Annotated in this window: 27 protein-coding genes; 16 read left to right on the forward strand and 11 right to left on the reverse strand. The window is 66.0% G+C overall.

The annotated features are described in order from the left end of the window. Positions 1–9: 9 nt before the first annotated feature. Positions 10–690 carry a lysozyme gene (locus V2I30_RS04010; RefSeq protein ID WP_330660786.1) on the reverse strand — a complete coding sequence of 227 codons (681 nt, stop codon included), beginning with the start codon at positions 688–690 and terminating at the stop codon, positions 10–12. Between the two features lie 217 nt (positions 691–907). Between V2I30_RS04010 and V2I30_RS04015 the strand changes: the two genes are divergently transcribed. The 3 genes from V2I30_RS04015 to V2I30_RS04025 are packed head-to-tail and all read left to right on the forward strand — an operon-like array spanning position 908 to position 1,770. Then, positions 908–1,117 (forward strand): helix-turn-helix transcriptional regulator, encoded by a 210-nt coding sequence (locus V2I30_RS04015; protein WP_330660787.1) that lies wholly within the window; start codon positions 908–910, stop codon positions 1,115–1,117. Then, positions 1,114–1,557 (forward strand): hypothetical protein, encoded by a 444-nt coding sequence (locus V2I30_RS04020; protein ID WP_330660788.1) that lies wholly within the window; start codon positions 1,114–1,116, stop codon positions 1,555–1,557. The genes V2I30_RS04015 and V2I30_RS04020 overlap by 4 nt, the downstream gene beginning before the upstream one ends. A gap of 15 nt (positions 1,558–1,572) precedes the next feature. Further along, positions 1,573–1,770, forward strand: a complete 198-nt coding sequence (locus V2I30_RS04025) for a hypothetical protein (RefSeq protein WP_330660789.1) — start codon at positions 1,573–1,575, stop codon at positions 1,768–1,770. Positions 1,771–2,007: 237 nt separating this feature from the next. On the opposite strand, the gene glnA is transcribed toward V2I30_RS04025, so the two are convergent. From glnA to V2I30_RS04050, 5 genes are all read right to left on the reverse strand, one after another. Beyond that, complete coding sequence (gene glnA / locus V2I30_RS04030) at positions 2,008–3,417, reverse strand: type I glutamate--ammonia ligase (RefSeq protein WP_330660790.1); 1,410 nt, start codon at positions 3,415–3,417, stop codon at positions 2,008–2,010. 94 nt (positions 3,418–3,511) lie between these two features. After that, positions 3,512–3,850, reverse strand: coding sequence for a P-II family nitrogen regulator (locus V2I30_RS04035; RefSeq protein WP_330660791.1), 339 nt, complete (start codon positions 3,848–3,850; stop codon positions 3,512–3,514). A 217-nt stretch (positions 3,851–4,067) separates the two neighbouring features. Further along, entirely contained in the window at positions 4,068–4,994 is a 927-nt protein-coding gene (argC, locus tag V2I30_RS04040) for an N-acetyl-gamma-glutamyl-phosphate reductase (protein ID WP_330660792.1), read from the reverse strand. Further along, entirely contained in the window at positions 4,994–5,386 is a 393-nt protein-coding gene (locus V2I30_RS04045) for a hypothetical protein (RefSeq protein WP_330660793.1), read from the reverse strand. Before V2I30_RS04045 ends, argC begins: the two co-directional genes overlap by 1 nt. 117 nt (positions 5,387–5,503) lie before the next feature. Next, the gene (locus tag V2I30_RS04050) at positions 5,504–6,913 is read right to left on the reverse strand and encodes a leucyl aminopeptidase family protein (RefSeq protein WP_330660794.1); all 1,410 of its coding nucleotides are present in this window, start codon (positions 6,911–6,913) and stop codon (positions 5,504–5,506) included. 400 nt (positions 6,914–7,313) lie between these two features. On the opposite strand from V2I30_RS04050, the gene map reads away from it, so the two are divergent. Next, the gene (gene map, locus V2I30_RS04055) at positions 7,314–8,138 is read left to right on the forward strand and encodes a type I methionyl aminopeptidase (protein WP_330660795.1); all 825 of its coding nucleotides are present in this window, start codon (positions 7,314–7,316) and stop codon (positions 8,136–8,138) included. Positions 8,139–8,144: 6 nt separating this feature from the next. On the opposite strand, the gene V2I30_RS04060 is transcribed toward map, so the two are convergent. Together V2I30_RS04060 and ccmA are read right to left on the reverse strand one after the other, a co-directional pair. Continuing rightward, positions 8,145–8,795, reverse strand: coding sequence for a heme exporter protein CcmB (locus tag V2I30_RS04060; RefSeq protein WP_330660796.1), 651 nt, complete (start codon positions 8,793–8,795; stop codon positions 8,145–8,147). Continuing rightward, entirely contained in the window at positions 8,792–9,391 is a 600-nt protein-coding gene (gene ccmA, locus V2I30_RS04065; protein ID WP_330660797.1) for a heme ABC exporter ATP-binding protein CcmA, read from the reverse strand. Before ccmA ends, V2I30_RS04060 begins: the two co-directional genes overlap by 4 nt. Positions 9,392–9,491: 100 nt before the next feature. Here ccmA and V2I30_RS04070 point away from each other — a divergent pair, with 100 nt between their 5' ends. Beyond that, positions 9,492–9,785 carry a 4a-hydroxytetrahydrobiopterin dehydratase gene (locus V2I30_RS04070; RefSeq protein ID WP_330660798.1) on the forward strand — a complete coding sequence of 98 codons (294 nt, stop codon included), beginning with the start codon at positions 9,492–9,494 and terminating at the stop codon, positions 9,783–9,785. Between the two features lie 37 nt (positions 9,786–9,822). Here V2I30_RS04070 and V2I30_RS04075 read toward each other — a convergent pair whose 3' ends face one another. From V2I30_RS04075 to V2I30_RS04085, 3 genes are all read right to left on the reverse strand, one after another. Further along, positions 9,823–10,632 carry an SDR family oxidoreductase gene (locus tag V2I30_RS04075; RefSeq protein WP_330660799.1) on the reverse strand — a complete coding sequence of 270 codons (810 nt, stop codon included), beginning with the start codon at positions 10,630–10,632 and terminating at the stop codon, positions 9,823–9,825. A gap of 88 nt (positions 10,633–10,720) precedes the next feature. Further along, the gene (locus tag V2I30_RS04080; protein ID WP_330660800.1) at positions 10,721–12,667 is read right to left on the reverse strand and encodes a S9 family peptidase; all 1,947 of its coding nucleotides are present in this window, start codon (positions 12,665–12,667) and stop codon (positions 10,721–10,723) included. Between the two features lie 79 nt (positions 12,668–12,746). Beyond that, positions 12,747–13,364, reverse strand: coding sequence for a DNA-3-methyladenine glycosylase family protein (locus V2I30_RS04085; RefSeq protein WP_330660801.1), 618 nt, complete (start codon positions 13,362–13,364; stop codon positions 12,747–12,749). 138 nt (positions 13,365–13,502) lie between these two features. Here V2I30_RS04085 and V2I30_RS04090 point away from each other — a divergent pair, with 138 nt between their 5' ends. From V2I30_RS04090 to mraY, 11 genes are all read left to right on the forward strand, one after another. Beyond that, the gene (locus tag V2I30_RS04090) at positions 13,503–13,820 is read left to right on the forward strand and encodes a 2Fe-2S iron-sulfur cluster-binding protein (protein WP_330660803.1); all 318 of its coding nucleotides are present in this window, start codon (positions 13,503–13,505) and stop codon (positions 13,818–13,820) included. A 44-nt stretch (positions 13,821–13,864) separates the two neighbouring features. After that, entirely contained in the window at positions 13,865–14,884 is a 1,020-nt protein-coding gene (locus tag V2I30_RS04095) for a cysteine synthase A (RefSeq protein WP_330660804.1), read from the forward strand. A 55-nt stretch (positions 14,885–14,939) separates the two neighbouring features. After that, complete coding sequence (locus V2I30_RS04100; RefSeq protein ID WP_330660806.1) at positions 14,940–15,362, forward strand: hypothetical protein; 423 nt, start codon at positions 14,940–14,942, stop codon at positions 15,360–15,362. After that, on the forward strand, positions 15,349–16,194 hold the full coding sequence (locus V2I30_RS04105; protein WP_330660807.1) for a hypothetical protein: 846 nt from the start codon (positions 15,349–15,351) through the stop codon (positions 16,192–16,194). Before V2I30_RS04100 ends, V2I30_RS04105 begins: the two co-directional genes overlap by 14 nt. A gap of 395 nt (positions 16,195–16,589) precedes the next feature. After that, positions 16,590–17,102, forward strand: coding sequence for a division/cell wall cluster transcriptional repressor MraZ (locus tag V2I30_RS04110; RefSeq protein ID WP_330660808.1), 513 nt, complete (start codon positions 16,590–16,592; stop codon positions 17,100–17,102). Then, positions 17,099–18,046 (forward strand): 16S rRNA (cytosine(1402)-N(4))-methyltransferase RsmH, encoded by a 948-nt coding sequence (gene rsmH / locus V2I30_RS04115; RefSeq protein WP_330660809.1) that lies wholly within the window; start codon positions 17,099–17,101, stop codon positions 18,044–18,046. Before V2I30_RS04110 ends, rsmH begins: the two co-directional genes overlap by 4 nt. Beyond that, positions 18,046–18,645: a hypothetical protein gene (locus tag V2I30_RS04120; RefSeq protein ID WP_330660810.1), complete on the forward strand. Its 600-nt coding sequence runs from the start codon at positions 18,046–18,048 to the stop codon at positions 18,643–18,645. Before rsmH ends, V2I30_RS04120 begins: the two co-directional genes overlap by 1 nt. Positions 18,646–18,821: 176 nt before the next feature. Continuing rightward, positions 18,822–20,483 carry a peptidoglycan D,D-transpeptidase FtsI family protein gene (locus tag V2I30_RS04125; RefSeq protein ID WP_330660811.1) on the forward strand — a complete coding sequence of 554 codons (1,662 nt, stop codon included), beginning with the start codon at positions 18,822–18,824 and terminating at the stop codon, positions 20,481–20,483. Then, a complete protein-coding gene (locus V2I30_RS04130; protein ID WP_330660812.1) occupies positions 20,480–21,970 on the forward strand; it encodes a UDP-N-acetylmuramoyl-L-alanyl-D-glutamate--2,6-diaminopimelate ligase in 1,491 nt (496 codons plus the stop codon). Before V2I30_RS04125 ends, V2I30_RS04130 begins: the two co-directional genes overlap by 4 nt. Continuing rightward, positions 21,967–23,439 carry a UDP-N-acetylmuramoyl-tripeptide--D-alanyl-D-alanine ligase gene (locus tag V2I30_RS04135; protein ID WP_330660813.1) on the forward strand — a complete coding sequence of 491 codons (1,473 nt, stop codon included), beginning with the start codon at positions 21,967–21,969 and terminating at the stop codon, positions 23,437–23,439. Before V2I30_RS04130 ends, V2I30_RS04135 begins: the two co-directional genes overlap by 4 nt. Before the next feature lie 23 nt (positions 23,440–23,462). Next, on the forward strand, positions 23,463–24,533 hold the full coding sequence (mraY, locus tag V2I30_RS04140) for a phospho-N-acetylmuramoyl-pentapeptide-transferase (RefSeq protein WP_330660814.1): 1,071 nt from the start codon (positions 23,463–23,465) through the stop codon (positions 24,531–24,533).

Below are 24,533 nucleotides of genomic sequence, written 5' to 3' on the forward strand. Positions count from 1 at the left end.
GAGCAGCGACTACCAACCGCTGCGGTAGAGCCGCGCTTCGGCGGCGCGGCGGCGCACCAGCCCTTTCATCACCCGCCCGCCAGCATATTTCCAGCGCGCGAATTCGGCCGCCGCGCCCGCATGATCGCCCGCAATGTGCTTTCGCGTAAGCGTGGCGCGGCGGATGGCGCCGGTATTGTAGTGAAAGCTGACGAGCGCATCGAATTGCGCCTCGCTGGTGGGCGCATCGCCGATCGCCTGCGCGACCTCGCGGGCGTAAATCTCGAGATCGGCGGCGAGGCGCGCATCGCATTGCGCCTGCGTCCACACGGTGCCGCGCGCGATTCGCCCACCTGCGCCGTCCTCGCCCGTCGCGCCCCAGCCGATGGTCCAGGGTGCGCCGCCCGTGCCCGGATCGGGATAGGCCTCGATCAGCCCGTCGCGCCGCTGCCTGGCGCAGCCCTCGAACCGTTTGATCAGTTCCTCGCCGCGCGGGCCGACCCGGCGCTCTCCTGCGCGTTTGCGGCGGACGATGCGCGGAATGCCCGACGGTGCCGCATCGCAAGGCAGATTGATGCTCCCGCCGAAGGCTGCATCGATTGCATCGTCGAGCGCCTCGACTTCGGACTGGCGAAAGCCGCGACCCAGCAGCCGTCTTACCGCATCGAAGATCGCCTTGCGCCGGGGCCGGGCGGATGGAGCGTCGATCATGAACATACCTCGCGAAGGGATTGGAAGAAGCGGGAAAAGCGAGGCGCGGGTATTAGGCACGGATGCGGCGAGTAGGAAAACGATTAAAGCACGATCGGTGGCGGGTGTGTCCGTAATAGGACGAGGCGCGGAGAACGGAGCGAGGCGGACGCCCGCGCTCCTATAAAGAGCTCTTTACAGGTGGTTCACCGCGAATCGCCAGGCGAGAGGATCGTTCTTGCGAAACAATGTCCGGACGCATCGCGAGACCCATGGCTGGAGCCAGGGGGAGCTCGCGCGTCGGCTCGGCGTTTCCCGGCAGACGATCAATGCGGTCGAAACGGACAAGTACGATCCGTCTCTGCCGCTCGCTCTGCGGATGGCGAAACTGTTCGGCGCGCAGGTGCCGGACCTGTTCATCGACGATTGGGAGCCAGACGAGACATGAACGGCATGACGAAAACGAACCGCAAGCGGTGGGGCTTCTGGTCGACTGTGATGATCCTCGCGGTGGTGGGGGCAGCGGTCGGTTATTTGGGCGCCGACTTTGTCGATCGGCGCGTTGGCGGGCAGGCCGAGGCGCTGCCCGATGCGAGCGAACTGGCAGCTTTTCTGGTCGGAGCGATCTATCTTGTCAGCGCCGCGGTCGTGGGTCTGGGTTCGGCCGCGTCGCGCTTCGGCATGGCGATGGACATGGTCGACGATTCCGACGACTGGGCGGACCAGCGGCGCATGCTCGGGCTGAGCGCGCTGGGCTGCGGGGCATGGGGCGGTGCGCTGATTCTCCTCGCGCTGTCGCGTCCCCTGGGATGGGCGGACGACATCTGGGTGCTGGTCCTGCTGGCGATATTCGCTGTTGTGCTGGCCGCGTCCACCTGGATGACCTGAATCCGGTTCGACGAATTGTGGCGCCAGGCGAATGCGGAAAGCTGCGCGCTGTCCTTCTTCGCGGTGCTCGCCGTCGGCGGGGTCTGGGCGGCGCTTGCCCATCTCGGGAAACTCGAGGCTCCGGCCTCGCTCGACTGGATTACGCCGATCAGCGCATTCTCGCTCGTCGCCTCGATCGTCGCGGGCGCGCGCCGGGGATTGCTGCGAACGTAAAAAAAGGCCCCGCCGGTAGCGGCGGGGCCATAATTGAAAAGGGGAAACGGCCCTGCCGTTCGCCCCTTCGGGTCGCATTGTCGACCGTGCATCGGGCGCGGCCTGTCCGGTCGGATTCGGGTCTTGCTTGCGTAGTGCGCAATGGAACGCGGGTCGCCCCCAACATTTTTAGGGCCAGCCAAAAGAAAAGCGCCCGGATCGCTCCGGGGCGCTTTCTTTTTGGTCGGATACACTGGGTCAGGCGCTGTAATACATGTCGAATTCGACCGGGGAGGGGGTCGTCTCGAAACGCATTTGCTCTTCCCATTTGAGTTCGGAATAGGCCTCGATCTGGTCGACCGAGAAGACGTCGCCCTTGAGCAGGAATTCGTGATCCTCCTCCAGCGCCAGCAGCGCCTCGCGCAAGGAGCCGCACACCGTCGGCACATGGGCGAGCTCGGCGGGCGGCAGGTCGTAGAGGTTCTTGTCCATCGCATCGCCGGGGTGGATCTTGTTCTCGATCCCGTCGAGGCCCGCCATCAGCAGCGCCGAAAAGGCGAGATAGGGGTTGCAGATCGCGTCGGGGAAACGGAACTCGACCCGCTTCGCCTTCTCGCCCGCGCCATAGGGAATGCGGCACGAGGCCGAACGGTTGCGCGCGGAATAGGCGAGCAGCACCGGCGCCTCGAAGCCGGGCACCAGACGCTTGTACGAATTGGTGGTCGCGTTGGTGAAGGCGTTGATCGCCTTCGCATGCTTGATGACGCCGCCGATATAATGAAGGCAGCTTTCCGACAGGCCGGCATATTCGTCGCCGGCGAAAGTCGGGTTGCCGTCCTTCCAGATCGACATATGCGTGTGCATGCCCGATCCGTTGTCGTCCTTGATCGGCTTGGGCATGAAGGTCGCGGTCTTGCCATAGGCATGGGCGACCTGCTGCACGACATATTTGTAGACCTGCACCTGATCCGCGCAGCGCGTCAGGGTGGAGAAGGTGATGCCGAGCTCATGCTGGGCGGCTGCCACCTCGTGGTGATGCTTGTCCATGTCGAGACCCATTTCCAGCATGGTCGAGACCATCTCGCCGCGGATATCGACCGCGCTGTCCACCGGGGCGACCGGGAAATAGCCGCCCTTGGCGCGCGGGCGGTGGGCCATGTTGCCCATCTCGTATTCCTTGCCGACATTGGTCGGCAGCTCGACGTCGTCGATCGCATAGCCCGACGCGGCATAGCCGTCCTCGAACCGGACATCGTCGAACATGAAGAATTCCGGCTCCGGGCCGACATAGATTGTGTCGCCGATGCCGGTGGAGGCGAGGTAGTTTTCCGCCCGCTTCGCCGTCGAGCGCGGATCGCGCGAATAGAACTGGCCGTCGGACGGCTCGACGATGTCGCAGAACACCGCGAGCATCGGCGTCGCGCTGAAGGGATCGACATAGGTCGCGTCCATGTCGGGCTTGAGGATCATGTCGCTTTCGTTGATCTCCTTCCACCCCTCGATCGAGGAGCCGTCGAACATCAGCCCGTCCTCGAGCGAATCCTCGTCCATGACGCCGGCGGACATGGTCAGGTGCTGCCACTTGCCCTTGGGATCGGTGAAGCGCAGATCGACCCATTCGATCTCGTTGTCCTGAATCTGCTTCAGAACGTCCTTGGTGCTTGCCATGTTGGTATCTCCAGCTGCTGGTATTCGAGAGAACCCGTGCGGGGTCGTGACGATCCCCGGAACGGGCTAAAGGGGTGGGTGTCGCGCGGGCGGCCTAGATCGCCTCGTCGTCGGTTTCACCGGTGCGGATGCGCAGGGCGCGCTCGATGGGCGAGACGAAGATCTTGCCATCGCCGATGCGGCCTGTCTGTGCGGCCGAAGCGATCGCCTCGACCACGCGGTCGGTCTGGTCTTCGGGCACCACCACTTCGAGCTTCACCTTGGGCAGGAAGTCGACGACATATTCGGCCCCGCGATAGAGCTCCGTGTGGCCCTTCTGCCGGCCGAAGCCGCGCGCCTCGGTGACGGTGATGCCGGAAACGCCGACTTCGTGCAGCGCCTCCTTCACCTCGTCGAGCTTGAAGGGCTTGATGATCGCTTCGATCTTCTTCACGTAATCGGTTTCCCCGGAGCGGCCGTGCCGAATGCAAGGTGATCAGGGCACTTTTCGATCAGGAATCGTGCCAGGACCTGTCGGACAGCGGTAGCCGATCCAGTTCGCTGCGCAAGGATCATTCCGCCTGCCCGTTTGGGTAGCAATATCGGCACGAGGCGCGCAACCGTGCCCGCTTGCAAGGCTTTTGCTGCCCAAGGATTAGGCAGGCCCCGCGTTACAGTCTTAGGCCCGTGGTCTCCGGCAATCCGCACATGAGGTTGAGGTTCTGGATCGCCGCGCCGCTCGCTCCCTTGCCCAGATTGTCGAGCCGGGCGACGAGGCGAGCGTTTGAGCCGCCTGCATTGCCGAACACGGCAAGCTGCATGCCGTCATGCGCCGCGGCCCCTTCCAGCAGCACGATCTCATCGGGCGCGGGCTCCTCGCGCACCGAAACCACCGCGCTCCCCTCATAATGCTCCGCCAGAGCGGCGCGCAGATCGTCGGCGTGGGGATCTCCCGGCATAGCGCCCAGATGCAGCGGCACCTCGACGATCATTCCGCGAAAGGCCGGGACCACCGAGGGCGCGAACAGCACCGGATGGGCGAGCCCCGCGTGGCGCTTCATCTCGGGCAGGTGCTTGTGCGACAGCGTCAGGCCATAGGTGCGAAAGGCGAGATCGGGCTCGCCCGCGAACCGTTCGATCAGCGCCTTGCCCCCGCCCGAATAGCCGCTCACCGCGTTGCAGTTATAGGGCCAGTCCGCGGGCAGCAGCCCCGCTTTCACCAGCGGCGCGATCAGCGCGATGAAGCCGGTAGGGTAGCAGCCGGGATTGGCAACGAGCTGCGCGTCGGCAATGGCGTGGGCGCCGACGATCTCCGGAAAGCCATATGTCCAGCCTTCCGCCACCCGGTGCGCGCTCGAAGCATCGATGATGCGCGTGTCCGACCCTTCGGACAGCGCCACCGCTTCGCGCGCCGCCTCGTCGGGCAGGCACAGGATCGCGATGTCGGCCGCGTGCAATGCGTCGCGCCGCGCGGCCTCGTCCTTTCTCTGCGCCTCGTCCAGCACCAGCAGCTCGAACTCGCCGCGCCCTTCCAGCCGGTCGCGGATTTCCAGCCCGGTCGTGCCGGCCGCGCCGTCGATGAAGATGCGCGTCGCCATCAGGCCGCGCCGGAGGTGTCGCCGGAGTCCGCGCCGGCATACTGCGAAAGGCAGGCGGCCTTCATATATCCGCTTGGCCCTTCCGGCCCCAGGCATCCCCAGATCCAGTCGCCGGCGACGTCGATCACCTCGACCTGCGTTCCGGGTTCGAACCGGGTCACCCGCGGGCTGTCGTCGCGGGTGTTCTCCATGACGTCGACGCCGTGGCGGCCGACGATCCAGAGCTGCGGGATCACGTAATGTGCGGCGAGGTGCACGCCGGCGAGCGCGATATGCGCAAGATCGCCGCGCAGGGGCAGCGTGCCGGGGGCGGGGCGTTCGACCGGGCCTTCGAGGCCGAGATCGCCTGTCGGCACGATGTAATTATGCGCCTCGCGCGCCTTGCCGCTCATAAGGACAGGTGTTCCGTCTGCTGTTGCCCCGAACAAGCCGCCGCGAATAGACGAGGGCACTGCCGCTCGGCAAGCCATGCGCGGGATAACCTCGCGTTGCGGCGTCGCGCGAGCCGTCTAACCGCCAAAGCGCGTCTGCAGCATCTTCCAGGTGGCGCGCAGGCCATAGGCGGTCCCGCCCTTGGGACGGCCGGGCTTGGCGAAGGGGCGCCAGGCGAAGGTGTCGAAATGGACCCAGTCGATCCCGTCGCCGACGAAGCGATCGAGGAACAGCCCGGCCACGCTGGCGCCGGCATAGGGGTTGTTCTGCGCGTTCGAGAGATCGGCGATGTCGGAGGAAAGATATTCACGATAGGCCTCGGGCAGCGGCAGGCGCCACGGCTCGTCATCCACCGCGCGGCCCGCTGCGATCAGCGCCTCGGCGGTTTCATCCTCGCGCGCCATCATCGCGGCATAGTCGGGGCCGAGCGCGACCCGCGCTGCGCCGGTCAGCGTCGCGAAATCGACCACCAGTTCCGGCTCCTGTTCGCTCGCCAGCGTCAGCGCATCGCCCAGGATCAGTCGCCCTTCGGCATCGGTGTTGTGAATCTCGACGGTGAGGCCCTTGCGGCTGTCCAGCACGTCGCCGGGGCGAAAGGCATTGCCGGCGATCGCGTTTTCGACCGCCGGGACGATCAGGTGCAGCCGCACTTTTAGCCCCGCACCCATGATCAGCCCGGCCAGCGCGATCGCATGGGCTGCGCCGCCCATATCCTTCTTCATCAGGCGCATCCCGCTGGCGGGCTTGATGTCGACCCCGCCGCTGTCAAAGCATACACCCTTGCCAATCACCGCGAGCACCGGATGATCGTCGCTTCCCCAGGTAAGGTGTATCAGGCGCGGCGCATGTTTGCGATCCGCCGCCCGGCCCACGGCGTGCACCATCGGGTAGCCTTGCTCGAGCTCGTCGCCGCGCACCACCGTCAGCTTGCCGCCATGCGCCTTGACGAGCGCCTCGCACTCCGCCTCGAGCGCTGCGGGGCCCATATCCTCTGCCGGCGTGTTGACGAGATCGCGCACCAGCATCTCGGCTTTCGCCTCGGCCATATTCGCATCGATCCTGCCCGCCTGCTTGGTCAGCAGCACGCGCGGGCCGGGAGCGTTCTCGTCCTTCTTGTAGCGCTCGAACCGGTATTGCGCGGTGAGCCAGCCGAACATGGCCGGTCCGGCGCCCGTTTCGGCGGCGGCGCCGGTGAGGCGATAGGTTCCCTCGGGCAGTTCCTCGGCAAGCTTGGCGAGGCACCAGCTCGACAGTTCCTCGGGATCGGCGACGCCGCCCACCGCCATGAAGCCCGCCTCGCCGCCTTGCGCATCGGGAACGATACCTACCTGGTAGCCTTTGCCCTCGAATTTCTGCCCCTTGAGCGCGGCGCGCTGCGCGCCGGTGAGCGACTTGGCGAAGGTGTCGAAGCCGTCGGTATTCACGAGGTGGATGGGAACCGCGTCCTGCCCGCGGTCCGGTTTGATCAGGTCCTGAATTTCGGTCATCCGGCCTCAATTAAGCGGCCGTCGCATTATGTCACGCGTGAATTGGAGTTCCGCCGATTTCCTACTCGAGCCCGATATGCTTGTTTCAGTGCGTTATGGTCCGGCAAGCTCACATATCTCGGCACGCGGTGCGTTCTGGCGCGTGCGAAAGGGGTTACACCTGGCATTGCTTAGAGTGTCACTTTGCATCGCTCGACAGTCACACTTTGCGCGACAAAGGTGACACTTTGGCAGCTGTAGGGTTCCACTTTGCAGCTAGAGTTACACTTTCGACATCGCAGCGTGACACTGTGCCCGTTTTCGCCCTGGACCGTGTTCCACATGTTCCATCCCGTTGGGTTTCGCAGGGCACTCAAACCGCCTCTCGCAATCGCGCCGCCCGCGCGCTATATCGCCTGCCATGACCGAATATCAGACCGTCGAGAGCGACCAGACCGTCTACCGCGACGGCACGATCAAGCTGCATACCGAAAAAGGGTTCGAGGGGATGCGCGCCGCCGGGCGGCTGGCCGCGACGATCCTCGATGCGGTCGCGGACATGGTCGAACCCGGCGTGACGACGGGCGCTATCGACGATGCGGTGCGGGGCATGATGCTCGATGCGGGCGCGGTTCCGGCAACGCTCGGCTATCGCGGCTACACCCATTCGTGCTGCATCTCGATCAACCACGTGATCTGCCACGGCATTCCGGGCGACAAGGCGTTGAAAGAGGGCGACATCCTCAATGTCGACGTGACCCCGCTGCTCGATGGCTGGCACGGCGACACGAGCCGGATGTACTTCGCCGGCGAACCCTCGATCAAGGCGAAGCGGCTGGTCGATGTGACCTATGAATGCCTGATGCTCGGGATCGAGGCGGCGCAGCCCGGCGCGCGCCTGGGCGATATCGGCGCCGCGATCGAGGCGCATGCGCGCCAGTTCCGCTACGGCGTGGTGCGCGAGTTCTGCGGCCATGGCCTCGGACGCCTGTTCCACGACGCGCCCGAAGTCGTCCATGCATCGAAGGCGGGGACGGGTCCGGTGCTGAAGCCGGGCATGTTCTTCACCATCGAGCCGATGATCAACCTCGGCAAACCCTGGGCCAAGGTGCTGGGCGACGGCTGGACCGCGGTGACCCGCGACAAGAGCCTGTCGGCGCAGTTCGAGCACTCGATCGCGATCACCGAGGATGGGAACGAGATCTTCACCAAGAGCCCGACGGGGCGCGACCGCCCGCCTTATTGAAGCGTCTCAGACCTCGCGTGCCGCGCGGATCGCGGCCCCGGCGGCGAAGGGGGCGATGGCGATGAGCAGCAGGCTGATCGCGGCGACGAAGCCGATGCTCGCCGCGTCCTGCCGCGCGAGAGCGCCCGCGCCGAAGATGAGGATCGGCAGCGCGAGCGGGATCAGCAAGAGGCCCGACAGGGCTGCTCCGGCGCGCAAGGATGCGGTGAGCGCGGCGATCATGAGGCCGATGGCGGCCAGACCCGGCGTCCCTGCAAGGAGGCCCAGCAGCAGCAATTCGAGGGTCGAGCGGTCGAGCGCGAGCAGGGCGGCGGCGGGGAGAGCGGCGAGCAGTAGCGGCGGCCCGAAGCTCAGCCAGTGTGCCAGCAGGCGCACCGCCATGATCGCCTCTTCGGTCAGCCCGCGCAGCCGCAGCTGGTCGAACATGCCGAGCGCGATGTCGCGCGCGACCAGCTTCTCGAGCGGCAGGATCGCGGCGAGCAAGGCGGCGATCCAGACCACCCCGCCCCCGGTGCGCGAGAGCGTGTTCGCATCCGGTCCGACCGCGAAAGGGTAAAGCATTGCGACCGCGACGAAGAACACGACCGGCAGCGCCGCCCCGCCTCCGGCAAAGGGGAAGAAGGTGGCAAGGTCGCGGCGAAGAAGCGCGGCGATCATACAGCGTCGACTTGCGGTCGATGGTCCTCAAGCGCCAGCGTGACGACGCTATCCAGTCCCAGCGGCTGGTGCGAGGCGATCACCGCGATCCCGCCGCCGCGCGCATGACCGGCGATGATCTCCTGAACGAGCGCGATGGCGGCATGGTCGAGGCCGGAAAGCGGCTCGTCCAGCAGCCAGATCGGCACGCCGCGCGCCAGCAGCACCGCGATCCCGGCGCGCTTGCGCTGCCCGGTCGAGAGGTAGCGAACCGGCACGTCGAGCAGCGCATCGAGCGCCAGCCGCGCGCGCACCTCTCCTCCATCGCCGCCGGCATCGAGCCGCCGCCAAAAGGCGAGCGCCCGGCCCAGCGGCAAGTCGGGATCGAGCGCGGTCCGCTCGTCGAGCAGTCCGCGAGCGCCCTCACAGGCGACCGTCCCGGCGAACGGCGTCGTCAACCCCGCCAGCGCGCGCATCAGCGTCGTCTTGCCGGTGCCGTTCGCGCCGGTTACATGCAGGATGTCGCCGCCTTCCAGCGCGAAGGAAAGCGCGCGGAACAGCAGCCGGTCGCCGCGCTGGCAGGCGAGCTCGTGCGCATGCAGCCGCGGCGCTGTCACCGGATCGCTCGAAGGGAGGCGCGGCCTTGCATAAGCCTGCGCGTTAGGCAAAAACATGGGCGCTCACAACCGCCACCAAGATCGATGAAGGGTCACGCCAATGGTTTCCGTTCCCCAGCTCAACGAGAAGGATCGCGCCGATCTGCTCGAGGCTCACCCCGGATGGTCGCTCGCGCGCGACGGGCAGGCAATCACGCGGAGCTTCCAATTCGCCGACTTTTCCGAAGCCTGGGGGTTCATGAGCCGCGTGGCGCTGATCGCCGACCGTCACGATCATCACCCCGAATGGTCCAATGTTTATGCCAAGGTCGAAATCACGCTGACCACGCATGATGCGAACGGCCTTTCCATCCGTGATGCCAAACTGGCGCGGGCGATCGACAAGATCGTCTAGCGCGCTTGGGGCGTCTGCCCGGGGGATTCCCCCGGCCTTACCTTCCCAGTAGACCCGCTGCGCCGCGTTGTTGCGCGCGCACGCGCCCGGGCATCCAGCGTTTGGCGAAGTTCAGCTTCTTCGCGGTCTTGCCGACGAGGTAATGCACCTTGTCGCCGTGTACCGCATCCCACACCGCCTCGGCGACTTCTTCGACCGGGGTGATTTCGAGCCCGGCTTCCTTCACCCTGTCGCGGATCAACTCGTTCGAGCCGCGGTGGCCGGTGCCGTCGAGCAGCGGAGTTTCGATGAAGCTGGGGCAGATCGAGGCGACGGTGATCCCGTCCTCGGCCCACTCGGCATCTAGGCATTCCGCGACGCCGCGCACCGCGAACTTGGTCGCCGAATAGACGCTCATCCCGCTGCCGCCGGCGATCCCCGCCGCGCTCGCGGTGTTGACGAGCGCGCTGCCCGGTGCGGTCTTGACCAGGTGCGGGTGGGCGGCCTGCGCGCCATAGAGAACGCCGCGCAGATTGATGTCGAGGCAGCGATCGATCTCCTCGACGTCGAGCTCGGCGAGGGGACCGCCCGTGCCGATCCCGGCATTGTTGAAGACGACGTCGATCCGCCCACCCGCAGCGGTGCTCGCCGCCTCCAGCGCCCGGTCCCATGCATCGCGATCACGCACGTCGAGTTCGTAGCTGAACTTGAAACCGCCCGGGATCAGGCCGAGCGTGTCCTCGAGACCGCGCGCGTCGATGTCGGTGACGGTCACGAACCAGCCGCGCTCGCCGAAATGGCGCGCCACCGCCCGCCCGATGCCCGAGGCGCCGCCGGTAATGAAGATGTGACGTTTCTGATCCGACATGCGCGATCCCTCCAATTGCAATCGCCGGCGGTTTAGGGCGGCGGAAACGCCTTGTCATTCCCCTCCTTCGCCGCCGTAATGGCCGCGGCTAATCAGCCAGGCCCTGCACGTGCTCCGCCCCTTCGACGATCTGCGCGCTCGACGGCTCCAGCACATCCGCCAGCGCCTCGGCGCGGCCGCCAATCGTTTCGGCGAGGAAATTCTCGGTGATGGCGAAGAAGGCGATCGAATTTTCCGGCTTCGCAAAGCCATGTCCCTCGTCGGGATAAAGGACATAGGTGACCGGGATCTGCGCCGCCTTCATGGCGTCAACGATCTGATCGCTTTCCGACTGTTTGACGCGCGGATCGTTGGCGCCCTGACCGATCAATAGCGGCTTGGTGATCCGGTCGGCGTGGTGCAGCGGGCTTGCAGCTTTCAGAAGAGCGAGGCCCTCTTCGGTTTCCGGGTTGCCCATGCGCTCGTGGAAGATCTTGACCATCGGCGCCCAGTAAGGCGGGATCGTCGAAAGCAGCGTTTCGAGGTTCGAGGGGCCGACGATGTCGATCCCGCAGGCGAACACCTCCGGCGTGAAGGTCAGTCCCGCAAGCGTTGCATAGCCGCCATAGGAGCCGCCCATGATGGCGACCTTGTCGCGCGCCGCGATGCCTTCGCCGACGGCCCATTCGACCGCGTCGATGAGGTCGTCATGCATGGCAAGACCCCATTGCTTGTTCGCCGCGTTGATGAAATTCTTCCCGAAACCGGTCGAGCCGCGATAATTGACCGCGAGCACGTGATAGCCGCGATTGGCCAGCATTTGGTGCAGCGGATCGTAGCCGTAAGAGTCGCGCGCCCAGGGACCGCCATGAACGAGAAGGACGAGCGCGCCGGGCGCGGCGGGCCGGCCATCTCCCGAAGGATCGCTGCCCGCCGCAAGCGTCAGGTAGGAGGGCAGCGTCAATCCGTCGCGCGCGGCTATTTCGACCGGCTGCATCGGTTGCAACGACGCCTCGGCAAGCTCGGGCCGGGTGACGTAAAACTCGCTCAGCGTCTCTGCCTTGCGATCGTAGATATACGCGGTGACCGGCGCGGTGCCGGGGTCGTTCCACACGATCCATGTCGTATCGTCCCTGGTCCGGCTCATCACTCCGAATTCGCCGGCGAGCCGCCCCTCGAGCCAGTCGAGCGAGGCGCCGATTTCACGGTCGATCGCGGTCCATTCGGTCTTTAGGTAAGTCGCCGACCAGGCCTGCACCTTGCCGGTTTCATTGTCGCGCATCGTGCCCGAAATATCGGCCTTGTCATGCGCGGCGACAAGTTCGCGCTCGCCGGACGCCGTATCCTGCGCGAACAGGGCGGCGGTGTCGCGGTCGCGGCTGTCGAGCCAGTAAAGCGTCCTGCCGTCGCTGGTGTAACCCGCCGGCGTGGTCGTCAGCGAATCCTCCATTGCCGTCGTCTCGAAGGGGTCGTCCTCGACCTCGCCGTCCACGACGCGAAAATAGTCGGTCCCGCCCGCCTCGTTCTGGCGCATCGCCATGCGCAAGATCAGCGTGTCGTCGGCGAGGAAACCGGCATAGGAATTGTTCTCGTAGACGAGGTCCAACGTACCGCTGTCGAGATTGAGGCGGTAGACATCGTGCCACTGCGCGTCGCGGTCATTCAGGCCGACGAGCACTTCGTCGAGGATGGTGTTCGACGACCCAACGATCTGCACCCGGGTGTTCTCGAACGGGGTCAGGCATCGCTCCTCGCCGCTGGCGACATCGATGCGGTAGAGCAGGAAGTTCTCGTCGCCGTCCTTGTCCTGGATATAGCCGACGCTTTTCGCATTGGGCGCCCAGAAATGCTCGCGGATCGGGCGCTCCGTCGAAGCGGTGATCGCCCTGCCGGCCGCGGGATCGCTGCGCGGCGCGAGCCAGACATTCATCACCCCCTCGAGCGGCGCGAGCCAGCTCAGCCATTGCCCATCGGGGCTAATCTTTCCCTGCGCCTTCGCCGGATTGCCGAACAGATGTTCGCGCGGGATGAGGGGGATGGTGTCGAGTGCTGGCATGGTGTCTCCGGTGGATCGTGTGGGGTGCCATGTATGGCCTACGGGGCGCTTTGCCACCCCCTAGCTCGGCGACGCGGTGCTACAGCGCCGGGTTGGCGTAATAGTGCCAGGTGAAGATCGCCATCGCGCCGCGATGGGGACGCCAGCGTTCGCCCAGCGCGCGGGTTTCCTTCTCCGCGGGGCGTTCGTCCATCGCCAGCAGGCGTTTGACGCCCTCCTGCACCGCGAGGTCGCCGGCGGGCCAGATGTCGGTGCGGCCCTCGGCGAACAGGAGGTAGATTTCCGCCGACCAGCGCCCAATCCCCTTTATCTGCGTCAACGCCGCGATCGCGTCCTCGTCATCTGCGGGCAGGGCATCGAAATCCACCTCGCCCGCTTCGACAAGCTCGCACAAGGAACGTGCATAGCCCTGTTTCTGGCGCGACAATCCGCAGGCGCGTAGCGTGTCGAAATCGCGCGTGAGCAGGCAGGCGGGGGTGAAGTCCGGGCCGAGCTCGGCTTCCAGCTTGTTCCACATTGAGCTGGCGGCGGCGACCGACACTTGCTGGCCCACGATTGTTCGCAGCAGCGTCTTGTAGCCGCGATCGCGTTCGCGCGCAGCGGGATAGCCGATCCGCGCGAGCTCTTCGGCGATCAGCGCATCCTTCGCCGCGAGCGCGTCCAGTTCTGTGCGGATCGTCGCTGCCGTCAGACCCACGCGGTCTTCTCCCATCGGTTGCCAAGCCCTGCGCAACCCCCTAGCGCACCTATCGCCATTTCCAACAGCGCACTCTTGCGCTCAAAGTTTCTCAGCGCGCTCTTGCGCGCAATATTCGAAGAAAGGAACGCCTCGCCCATGCCCAAACTCATCGTCACCAGCCGCGAGGGCGAAACGAGCGAAATCGAGGTCGAGAACGGCCTGAGCGTCATGGAGGCGATCCGCGACAACGGCTTCGACGAATTGCTGGCGCTGTGCGGCGGGTGCTGTTCGTGCGCGACCTGCCATGTCTATGTCGACGAGGCGAACCAGGGTGCGCTCTCGGAAATGAGCGAGGACGAGGACGACCTGCTCGAATCGAGCGATCATCGCAAGGACAGCTCGCGCCTGTCCTGCCAGATCCCGTTCAGCGCCGAGCTTGACGGCATGAAGGTGACTATCGCGCCTGAAGATTAAAGTTGATTGCGGGCGGCGCTGCCTTACGCCACATCCGCAGCTGCATGAATATAACGCAGCCTCTCGGCGACACTCTCGCGCTTATCGGCAACACGCCGCTCGTCCGCCTGGCCGGGGCCAGCCGCACGGCGGGCTGCGATATCTGGGGCAAATGCGAGTTTGCCAATCCGGGTTCGAGCGTCAAGGACCGCGCCGCGCTCTACATGATCCGCGACGCCGAGGCGCGCGGCGAGCTGGCGCCGGGCGGCACGGTGATCGAGGGGACGGCGGGCAATACCGGGATCGGCATCGCGCTGGTCGCCAATGCGCTGGGCTACCGGACCGTGATCGTCATGCCCGACAACCAGTCCAAGGAGAAGATGGATACGCTGCGCGCATTGGGTGCGCGCCTCGTCCTCGTCCCGCCGACCAAATATGCCGATCCGTGCCATTTCCAGCATGTCTCGCGCCGGATGGCGGAGGAGACCGAAGGCGCGGTATGGGCCGGGCAGTTCGACAACACCGCCAATCGCCGTGCCCATATCGAGGGGACGGCGCGCGAATTGTGGGAGCAGACGGGCGGGCGGATCACCGGCTTTACCTGCGCGGCGGGCACCGGCGGGACGATCGCCGGTGTCGGCATGGGCCTCAAGGAAGCCAATCCTGATATCCGCATCGCCCTGACCGACCCGCACGGCGCGGCGCTCTACAATTACTACGCGCATGGCGAGCTGAAAGGCGAGGGTTCTTCGGTCGCCGAAGGGATCGGACAGGGGCGGATCACCGCCAATCTCGAGGGTGCGCCGATCGACACGCAGTTCCGCATTTCCGACGAGGAAGGCCTGGAATGGGTCGAGAAGATGCTGCGCGAGGAGGGGCTATGCCTTGGCCTTTCGAGCGGGATCAACATCGCGGGCGCGGTGGCGCTGGGCAAACAGCTCGTCGCCGAAGGGCAGGACAACCCGCAGGTCGCAACAATCCTGTGTGATACCGGCTTTCGTTATCTTTCGACGCTCTACAATGCCGATTGGCTGGCGGCCAAGGGTCTGCCGGTGTTCGAGTGGCTCGAAGTGGAGGGCGAATGAACCCGCCCGCCCGCTGATCGACATCGACCACACAGATGGCTAGAAGCTAAGCATTATGACCGGCGGCACAACCCGAAGGCGGCTCGAGGGTCGCGGCAGCGACGAAGGCGATATGCCGCCCGAAGCCGCGCCACTAGGCGGCACGCGCGGCGAGGCGGTGCAGCGCCTGCAGATCGGCTTGTTCGGCGTCGCCTCGATGGTGCTGCTGATCGGACTAGCCAGTGTCATCGGCAATCAGGCGGACCTCATCGAGGAAGGCGCCGTGCCCGAAGCCGCGCCGACGACCGAGCCGACCGAAGCGGCGTCGCAAAGAGACCCATTGGCCGATGCCGGGATCGTACCCGACATTCCCTCCGAGCCCACCGGAAGTGCCACGCAGGCGGCATCGCCCGATAACGCCGGGCCGTCAGACACGCCGGCGCCGACAAGGTTGCCTGCACCCGCCAATACCGGGTCGCCCGCCGATGCGCCGCGCTAGGGCGACCCTCGCCGCTCTCGCACCTATGGGCCTGCTTGGCTTGGCGGGCTGCGGCGCAGCCCCCGCCGATGGTCAGGTTGCGCAGTTTGCTCCCGGTTCGGCCCAGGAACCGGCTGCGGAACCGGCTGCGGATAAACCCGAACTGGGTCTGCTCACCAGCCTGCCCCTATACTGGCCACTCGGCGCCGATATGGAGAGCCTGGCGGGCGGCGCGTTCGAGACGCCCTGGCAGCGCGAAGTGATCGAGCGGCGCTACGACATCGTGCCGCTCGACACGCTCTCGCCAATGCCGGGGCTGACCGGCGAAGCTGCCGATATCGATCCGCTCGAGGGACTCGAGCGACTCGCCGTCATCCAGCCGCGCGGGCTTTCGCCGGCGGATAATGTTGCGCTCGACGATTGGGTGCGCGGGGGTGGGCACCTGCTGCTTGTGCTCGATCCGATGCTGACGAGCCATTTTCCGCTGCCGCTCGGTGATCCGCGGCTGCCGACGATTGCCGCGACGATCCCTGCGGTGGTGAAGCGCTGGGGGCTCGTTGTCGCTTTTCGGGGCGAGCATACGCACGACGTCGAGACCGTCCCCTTCGCCGACGATGGATCGAACGCTCCCATCGTCCTTCGTTCGATGGCCGGAGAGATCCTCCCCGATGACGGCGCGAGCCCGGATTGCGATTACCGCGCCGATCGCATGATTGCGCGCTGCAATATTGAGAAGGGGCAGGTCACGCTCGTCGCGGATGCAGCCTCCTTCGAATATTCGCTTTCCGAGCTGGCACCGGAGAGCGAGGCGGACGCCCCGATCCTGGCGCTTACCCAGTTCGCGTTCGACTAGGCTTTTCGCCGTGTTTGGGGAAAAGCGGGGACGAGCCTTTTTCTGCATTGCTCCTGGGTAGGGAAATGGAGGGAATCACCTCGAAATGTTGGGAAAAATAGGGGAAGGGCCGGATTATTGACTGCGCTCCCGCGTTACGGCCTGACGTCAATACTATTGAAATCAATAACTTAGCATATAATCCCGCGATTTCCCTACAAATACCCTAGCCACTGCACTGTATCCCCGATATGACCGGGGTCCATCAAGCATGTTCACTTGCCCCGCGTCGCCGCTGCCGGTCGGCGCGCCATCCCCGCTCGCGCTTGGATGGCGAGGGGGAAGTCGTGATTTGATCGGAAGCGCTCCGAGCCGCTGCGCCAGGCGATTGTTCGGATGGGATTGGGGAGTGAAGCGTGCCAGCGCCGGAGGGATATCACGGACAGGCGTATTCGCTGGGCGGCGACAAGAGCCGCTATGTCCTGCCCCCTGCCTTTCGCAAGGCTGTGAAGGAATGTTCGGGCGGCTCCAAGACCCTGTGCCTCCAGGTTCATGACACGTATGATTGTCTCGTCGGTTTCGGCCTCTCGCGCATCGAGCAGCTTCACGCCCAGCTTGAAAAGGAAGAGGAACGCGCGATCCGGCTGGGACAGGGCGATTTCGATCCCGACGCCCGCGCACAGCAGCTGTTCGGCTTCGAACAGGTGCCGTTCGACGACAGCGGCCGCTTCGTCATGCCCGATCACCTGCGCGAACTCGGCAAGGCGGGCGAGGGCCTTTATTTTCACGGCGCAGGCAGGTTCTTCTTCGTTTGGGACCCGGAAGAGCTCGAGCGCATGGGCGATGATTTCCGCGGCGCCAAGGCAAGCTGCCGCGCGCAGCGGGAAAAGGCGCTCGCCAAGGCCGGCGCGAAGGGGAAGGGCGCATGAGCGAGCGCCACGTCCCGGTCCTGCTCGACGAAGTGATCGACGCGGTGGAGCCGAATGCCGGCAAGGTGATCGTCGATGCGACTTTCGGCGCGGGCGGCTATACCCGCGCGTTGCTCGAATGCGGGGCGCAGGTCCATGCCTTTGACCGCGATCCCGACGCCATCCGCGATGGTGCGGAGTTGGCCCGACGCTACGCCCCGCGCCTTTCGCTTCACCCGCATCGTTTCTCGCAAATGCAAGCGGAAATGGAGCGGATCGGCGTGCCGCAGGTCGATGCCGTCGTTATGGATATCGGCGTCTCCTCGATGCAGCTCGACGAGGCGGAGCGCGGCTTCGCCTTTGCAAGCGACGGGCCGCTCGACATGCGCATGAGCCGCGACGGCGCGAGCGCGGCGGACTTCCTTAACTCTGCTGACGAAGCCGCGATCGCCGATGTGCTCTACCAATATGGCGAGGAGCGCCAGTCGCGCCGGGTCGCGCGTGCTATCGTCGCAGCCCGCCCGCTCGAGACGACCGGCGAATTGGCGCGGATCGTGCGCCGTGCGCTCGGCTACAAGCCGCACGAAAAGAAGGACCCCGCCACTCGCACGTTTCAGGCGGTGCGCATCCATGTGAACAACGAACTCGGCGAACTTCATGCCGGACTCGCCGCTGCCGAGGCCCTGCTGAAAGAGGGCGGCGTGCTCGCGGTGGTCAGCTTCCACAGCCTCGAGGACCGTATCGTCAAACGCTTCTTCAAGAAGGCCTCCGGCGCGGGCCGCGCTGTCTCGCGACACCTGCCCGGCGAGCGGCCAGGCCCGGCGCCGACCTTCGCCAAGCTCTCCAAGGCGATCCGTCCTTCGCAAGCCGAAGTGGCACGCAATCCGCGGGCCCGCTCCTCGATCCTGCGCCACGCGGTGCGGACCGCCGCGCCGGCCCGCGCTGACAGGGAGGCACGCGCATAATGCCTGCAGGTTCGCATATTCGCCAGATCGGCTGGGCCGCGGTGCTCGCCGCCTGCGCCGCCCTGTTCGCGCTGCTGAGCTTTCAGGTGCAGACCGTGCGCAGCGAAGTGTCGCTGGCCGAACGCATGATCATCGCGCTCGAACGCGACCTGCTGATGCTGGAAACCGAGTTTCAGACCCGCGCGAGCCAGCGTCAGCTTGCGGAATGGAACAACGTCGAACTCGGCTACGAAACGCCGCGCGCCGATCAGTATCTCGACAGCCGGCATCAGCTTGCGAGCCTCGGCCAATCGGTCGGCCCCGATGCGCCCGCACCGATCCGCGTCGCCCATGCGGATATCGACGATGTCACCGGCGACGCGCCCGCCATGGTGTCCCCGATCGACGGCGCGCCGGTGACGCTGGCGATGGCAGAGGAAGAGAGCGGAGCGGGCGCGGTCTTCGTCAATGCTTTCGGCGATTTCCTAATCGAGGCCTCTCCGATCCGCGCCGCCAACGCGCAGAGCGCTGCCCCGTCCGGCGAGCGCTATACGGGGCCACGCGAGCTTAGCGCTCCGACCCGCGGAGCGATCCTCTCGCTCGGCGAGGCGGGCGAATGACGGCTCATATCGTGGGGCGCACGGCGGCTGACCCGTTCGGGCGGCTGACCCGCACACCACGCCCCGCTGCCTCTCCGCGTCAGCCTGCGCCGCGATCAGGGGCAGCTTCGCCGCGAGAGCCGGCACCGGCCGCGCCGAGTGGGGGCAGGGTGCGCGCGGTTCATCTGCGTGCCGCAATGCTGACCACGGCGCGGCTGCGCTTGCTGCTGCTGATCGTCTGTTTCGCGTGCCTGGCGGGAATCGCGATGCTGCGGATCGGCTATCTCGGCTTCGTCGGCGCGGCGCCCGGCCAAACCAGCCTTGCCGATGCGCTGCTGCCCCCGCGCGGCGAGATCACCGATCGCACCGGCACCCCGCTGGCGCGCAATTTTCCCGCCTACGCGCTGTGGTTCAATCCCGAGGCGATGGAGGATGACGGCTCGCCGCTGGTGGGCGAACCCGCTGCCGTCGCCGCGCGGCTGAAAGCAATCTTTCCCGACCTCGATCTGGCCCGCACCACCCGCATCCTCTCCTCGGACAAAGGCGGCTATATCCTGCGCCGTATCCTCCCCGAGGATGCCAACAAGGTGTTCGAGCTCGGCGAAGTGGCGCTCGAGATCCCGCGCGAATACGACCGGCATTATCCGCAAGGCTCGCTCGCCGCACATGTGCTGGGTTACGTCACCGAGAACGACGAGCGCCGGCTCGAAGGTCGCTTCGGAATGGAACAGGTGCTCGACGAGCGGCTGTCCGAGCGCCATCTGCGCGGCGAACCCGTCGCCCTGTCGATCGACCTGCGCGTTCAGGGCGCGCTCGAAGATGAGCTGGGCAAGGTCATGCTGGCCACCGATGCCAAGGGCGCGGCGGGCATCGTCCTCGACGCGGAGACCGGCGAGATCATGGCGATGGCATCGCTTCCGGCCTTCGACCCCAATATCGTCGGCGCGGACGGTGCGCCCAATACGTTCAACCGCGCGACCAACGGCGTCTACGAGCTTGGTTCGACCTTCAAGCCGTTAACCATGGCGGCGGCGATCGATGCCGGGATCGTGCGCGATCTTTCGCGCAATTGGGATGCGACCACGGTCGAGGTCGGCAATCGCCGGATCCGCGATCTCAAACCCAAGGGCGATGTGCTGAACGTCCCGCAGGCCCTGGTCTATTCCTCGAATACCGTAAGCGCGCGGGTCGCCGATGAGCTGGGCAGCGCGCGCATGCAGCGCCTGCTGCGCGATCTTGCGATGGACGAGCGTCCGCAGATCGAACTGCCCGCGCGCGGCCGCCCGCTATGGCCCGCCAATCCGGAAAACCGGCATACCAACATGGTGATCGGCTACGGCCATTCGCTCGCGGTGACGCCGCTCCATCTCGCCAATGCCTATGCTGCGATGGTCAATGGCGGGATCTGGCGTCCGGCCACCCTGCAACGACTGGGCCCGGGCGAAGTGCCCAAGGGCAGGCGCGTGTTCAAGGCCTCTACCTCCTCGCGCATGCGCCAGATGCTGCGCATGATCTCGCTCTACGGCACGGGTCGCAGCGCCGATGCGCCGGGTTACCGGGTCGGGGGCAAGACGGGCTCTGCGGAAAAGCCCGGCAAGCACGGCTATAGCGATCGCAATATCATTTCGACCTTCGCCGCCGCCTTCCCGATGGATCGACCGCGCTACGTGATCGTTGCGATGATGGACGAACCGCGCGGAACGCTGGCCAGCTCGTTCCAGCGGACCGCCGCGTTCAACGCCGCCCCGGTTGTGGGTCGGCTGGTGCCGCGGATCGGGCCGATGCTCGGCGTGCGCCCGGACGAGCGGCGCGATGTCGACATATCCGACCTGCGCTTTCTGGTGGAGGGCCGCGAGTGAAACTGGCGCGAGTGATGGAGGCGGCGGGGCTCGATCCGCACAGTGCCGGCGATCAGGCGGTGACAGGCTTCGCCATCGATCATCGCAAGATCGCGCTCGGCAACGTGTTCGGCGCGTTCAAGGGCGAGCGGTTCGATGCAGAGACCGTCATTCCCGAAGCCGTCGCCAGCGGCGCAGTGGCCGTGATCGCATCGCCCGGTGCCCGCGTCGAAGGGGCGCTGCATATCGCGAGCGAGGAACCGCGCCGGACCTTCGCGCAGGCCGCCGCTTCGTTCTTCACGCCCGTCCCGGGAACCGTCGTCGCCATCACCGGCACCAACGGCAAAACCTCCTGCGCCGAAATGACCCGCCAGATCTGGCGCATTTGCGGCGAGCGCGCGGCGAGCATCGGAACGCTCGGCGTAACCACGCCCGACGGCAGCACTTCTACCGGGCTGACGACGCCAGACATCGTCACTTTCCTTTCGAACATGAGCGGCCTCGCGCGTGAAGGTGTCACCCATGTCGCCTATGAAGCCTCGAGCCACGGTCTGGCTCAATATCGCAACGAAGGGCTTACGGTGGCGGCGGGGGCCTTCACCAATTTCAGCCGCGACCACCTCGATTATCACGGGACGATGGAGGATTATTTCGCGGCCAAGATGCGCCTGTTCGAAGAAGTCGTCGAGGAGGGCGGGCAGGCCATCGTCCATGTCGGCGCGGAGCCCGGCGAATGGACGCGCCGCGCGCTCGAAACCGCACACATGCGCGGTCTGAATGTGCGCACGGTGGGCGAGGGCGGTGCCTTCCTGAAGCTCGGCGCGCGCGAGGCGACCCAGCTCGGACAGGAGCTGACGATAGAATATGACGGCGAGACGAGGGAGGTGAGGCTGCCGCTTATCGGAGCCTACCAGGCGGCCAACGCGCTGGTCGCAGCCGCACTGGCGCTAGCGACGGGTGCGCGCGGTTCGCAGGTCTTCGATGCGGTCTCGCGGCTCCAGCCGGTGCGCGGGCGGTTGGAGCGTGCGGTCATCCTTCCCTCTGGCGCGCCGATCTATGTCGATTACGCCCACACTCCCAACGCGCTCGAAGCCGCCATCGCGGCTTTGCGCCCCCACATCGATACCGGCAGGGGCGGAACGCTGCGGCTGGTGTTCGGGGCGGGGGGCGACCGCGACAAGGGCAAGCGCGCTCCGATGGGAGAAGTCGCGGCGAAAGGGGCCGATGCGGTCCTTGTCACCGATGACAATCCGCGCGGCGAGGATCCGCAAGCGATCCGGGACGAAGTGCTGGCCGGCGCGCAAGGGGCCGCGCATGTGCGGGCGGTGGCGGGACGGCGCGACGCGATCGCCGCCGCCATTGCCGGGGCGGGCACACACGATATCATCCTCATCGCCGGCAAGGGGCATGAGCAGGGACAGATAATCGGGTCGGGAGAGGATATGCGGGTTTTGCCGTTCGACGATGTGGAAGTGGCGCGGGAATGCGCGCGCGAGGCCGAGGCATGAGCTCGGCCCATGCTCTGCTTCACCCCTGGCCGGCCGATCCGCGCGATGCTTTGCCAATCGCGCTATGGCATGCGGACGCGGTCGCTGCGGCGACAGGTGGCACGGCGAGCCATGCGTTCGAGGCCTCCGGAGTGGAGATGGACAGCCGTGACGTGCGCGCGGGCGACATCTTCATCGCGCTCAACGGCGAAGCGATGGACGGGCACAAATTCGTCCCCGCCGCCTTCGACAGGGGCGCAGTCGCCGCGATAGTCGATCGCCCGGTCGATTTCCCGCACGTGTTGGTCGAGGACACCACCGCCGCTCTCCATGCGCTTGGCCGTGCCGCGCGCGAGCGCAGCGGGGCGGTGCGCATCGGGGTGACCGGCTCGGTCGGCAAGACGGGGGTCAAGGAAGCGATCTTCGCCTGCCTCGAGCGCGCCAGCCGCGGCGGTGCCCATCGCTCGGTGCGCAGCTACAACAATCATGTCGGTGTGCCGCTGAGCCTGGCGCGCATGCCGGCCCGCGCGCGTTTCGGCGTGTTCGAGATGGGGATGAACCATGCGGGCGAGATCGCACCGCTCGCCGCACATGTTCGCCCGCATGTCGCGCTCATCACCACGATCGCGCCCGCGCATATCGAAAATCTCGGCAGCATTGAGGCGATCGCGGACGAAAAGGCCCGGATCTTCACCGGTCTGATCGACGGCGGCACCGCAATTATCCCTGCCGACAACGAGATGAGCCCGCGACTGATCGCGCGTGCGCACGAACTGGGCGTGAAGATCGTCACCTTCGGACGCGGGGGCGAGGCGGATGTGCGGCTGCTCGATGCGATCCCGAGCGCAAATGGCGGTTCGCTGGTCACCGCCGAGCTTGGCCGGGGCGAGGAGGCGAGCCGGCTGTGCTATTCGGTCGCCGAGCCGGGCGAGCACTGGATCGCCAATTCGTTGGGCGTCATCGCCGCGGTGCGAGCGGCGGGTGGCGATCTGGCGAGCGCAGGACTGGCATTGGCCGAAATGGGCGGGTTGAAAGGCCGCGGCGCGCGGCTCGACATCGCGGTGGCAGGCGGCAAGGCGCAGCTGATCGACGAAAGCTACAATGCCAACCCTGCCTCGATGCGCGCGACGCTCAAGGCATTGGGCCAGACCCCCGCGCATCGCCGCATCGCGGTGCTCGGCACGATGGGCGAACTGGGCGAATTCGCCGGTCGCTTCCATGCGCAACTTGCCGAACCGCTGGCCGCGGCGAAGATCGATCATGCGATATTGATCGGCGAGGGGATGGACCGGTTGGCGATCGAACTGGGGAGAAGGAGCGGCGCTTCGCTTGGCTTTAGAGCCAGCGTTGCCCATTGCGATACGACGGGCGAAGCCATTGGCCTGCTCGAGGACTACGGCCTGACCAACGGCGATGTCGTGCTGGTCAAGGGTTCGAACTTCATGGGGCTGGCGCAACTGGTGCAACATTTCGCCGGGACGCCGGGCTGACGCGGCGCCGTTAGGGATCGAGAATGCTCTTTTTGTTGGCGGAATGGCTGGGGTTCGAAGGGGCGCTCAATCTCGTGCGCTACCAGACCTTCCGCTTCGGTGCGGCGCTGATGACGGCGCTCCTGCTCGGTCTCGTCATTGGGCCGCGTTTCATCAACATGCTGCGCGTGCGGCAGGGTAAGGGCCAGCCGATCCGCGACGACGGGCCGCAATCGCATCTCGCCAAGCGCGGGACGCCGACGATGGGCGGGCTGATGATCCTGGTGTCGCTTACTCTGTCGCTGCTCTTATGGATGGACATCTCGAACCCGTTCGTCTGGGCCTGTCTCGCGGTCACGCTGGGCTTCGGCCTGATCGGTTTCATCGACGATTACGACAAGGTCACCAAGAACAGCCATGCGGGGCTATCGGGCAAGGTTCGCCTGCTACTCGAATTCGCGGTGGCGGGGGTCGCGAGCTACATCATCGTCAGCCAAATCAGCACCAGCCTCTACGTCCCCTTCTTCTCCGACGTCGAGATCCCGCTCGGGCCGTTCTACTACGTCTTCGCCGCCTTCGTCATGGTCGGGGCGGGCAATGCGGTGAACCTGACGGATGGGCTGGACGGCCTGGCGATCATGCCGGTGATCATCGCGGCGGGGACCTTCGCGCTGATCGCCTACATTATCGGACGCGCGGATTTCAGCGAATATCTCGGTATCCCGCATGTGCCGGGCGCGGGAGAGCTGGTGGTGTTCTGCGCCGCGATCATGGGGGGCGGGCTCGCCTTCCTATGGTTCAACGCGCCGCCCGCCGCGGTCTTCATGGGCGATACGGGCAGCCTGGCGCTCGGCGGCGCATTGGGCGCGATCGCGGTCGCGACGCATCACGAGGTCGTGCTGGCGATCGTCGGCGGGCTGTTCGTGCTCGAAGCCGTCTCGGTCATCATCCAGGTCTTCTGGTTCAAGCGCACCGGCAAGCGCATCTTCCGCATGGCGCCGATCCACCATCATTTTGAACAGCTTGGCTGGTCGGAGAGCAAGGTCGTCATCCGCTTTTGGATCATCGCGATCATCCTCGCGCTGATCGGCCTTTCTACCCTGAAGCTGCGGTAA

Source organism: Erythrobacter sp. (genome assembly GCF_036351135.1).
GTDB lineage: Bacteria > Pseudomonadota > Alphaproteobacteria > Sphingomonadales > Sphingomonadaceae > Erythrobacter.

Bases quoted from the DNA above. Each gene is read 5' to 3' on its own strand.
- V2I30_RS04045 (WP_330660793.1), bottom strand. From the start codon at position 5,386: ATGAGCGGCAAGGCGCGCGAGGCGCATAATTACATCGTGCCGACAGGC.
- V2I30_RS04090 (WP_330660803.1), top strand. From the start codon at position 13,503: ATGCCCAAACTCATCGTCACCAGCCGCGAGGGCGAAACGAGCGAAATC.
- V2I30_RS04020 (WP_330660788.1), top strand. From the start codon at position 1,114: ATGAACGGCATGACGAAAACGAACCGCAAGCGGTGGGGCTTCTGGTCG.
- V2I30_RS04105 (WP_330660807.1), top strand. From the start codon at position 15,349: ATGCGCCGCGCTAGGGCGACCCTCGCCGCTCTCGCACCTATGGGCCTG.
- V2I30_RS04120 (WP_330660810.1), top strand. From the start codon at position 18,046: ATGCCTGCAGGTTCGCATATTCGCCAGATCGGCTGGGCCGCGGTGCTC.
- V2I30_RS04125 (WP_330660811.1), top strand. From the start codon at position 18,822: ATGCTGACCACGGCGCGGCTGCGCTTGCTGCTGCTGATCGTCTGTTTC.
- map (WP_330660795.1), top strand. From the start codon at position 7,314: ATGACCGAATATCAGACCGTCGAGAGCGACCAGACCGTCTACCGCGAC.
- V2I30_RS04080 (WP_330660800.1), bottom strand. From the start codon at position 12,667: ATGCCAGCACTCGACACCATCCCCCTCATCCCGCGCGAACATCTGTTC.
- glnA (WP_330660790.1), bottom strand. From the start codon at position 3,417: ATGGCAAGCACCAAGGACGTTCTGAAGCAGATTCAGGACAACGAGATC.
- V2I30_RS04070 (WP_330660798.1), top strand. From the start codon at position 9,492: ATGGTTTCCGTTCCCCAGCTCAACGAGAAGGATCGCGCCGATCTGCTC.
- V2I30_RS04060 (WP_330660796.1), bottom strand. From the start codon at position 8,795: ATGATCGCCGCGCTTCTTCGCCGCGACCTTGCCACCTTCTTCCCCTTT.
- V2I30_RS04010 (WP_330660786.1), bottom strand. From the start codon at position 690: ATGATCGACGCTCCATCCGCCCGGCCCCGGCGCAAGGCGATCTTCGAT.
- argC (WP_330660792.1), bottom strand. From the start codon at position 4,994: ATGGCGACGCGCATCTTCATCGACGGCGCGGCCGGCACGACCGGGCTG.
- V2I30_RS04100 (WP_330660806.1), top strand. From the start codon at position 14,940: ATGACCGGCGGCACAACCCGAAGGCGGCTCGAGGGTCGCGGCAGCGAC.
- V2I30_RS04050 (WP_330660794.1), bottom strand. From the start codon at position 6,913: ATGACCGAAATTCAGGACCTGATCAAACCGGACCGCGGGCAGGACGCG.
- V2I30_RS04135 (WP_330660813.1), top strand. From the start codon at position 21,967: ATGAGCTCGGCCCATGCTCTGCTTCACCCCTGGCCGGCCGATCCGCGC.
- rsmH (WP_330660809.1), top strand. From the start codon at position 17,099: ATGAGCGAGCGCCACGTCCCGGTCCTGCTCGACGAAGTGATCGACGCG.
- V2I30_RS04095 (WP_330660804.1), top strand. From the start codon at position 13,865: ATGAATATAACGCAGCCTCTCGGCGACACTCTCGCGCTTATCGGCAAC.
- V2I30_RS04075 (WP_330660799.1), bottom strand. From the start codon at position 10,632: ATGTCGGATCAGAAACGTCACATCTTCATTACCGGCGGCGCCTCGGGC.
- mraY (WP_330660814.1), top strand. From the start codon at position 23,463: ATGCTCTTTTTGTTGGCGGAATGGCTGGGGTTCGAAGGGGCGCTCAAT.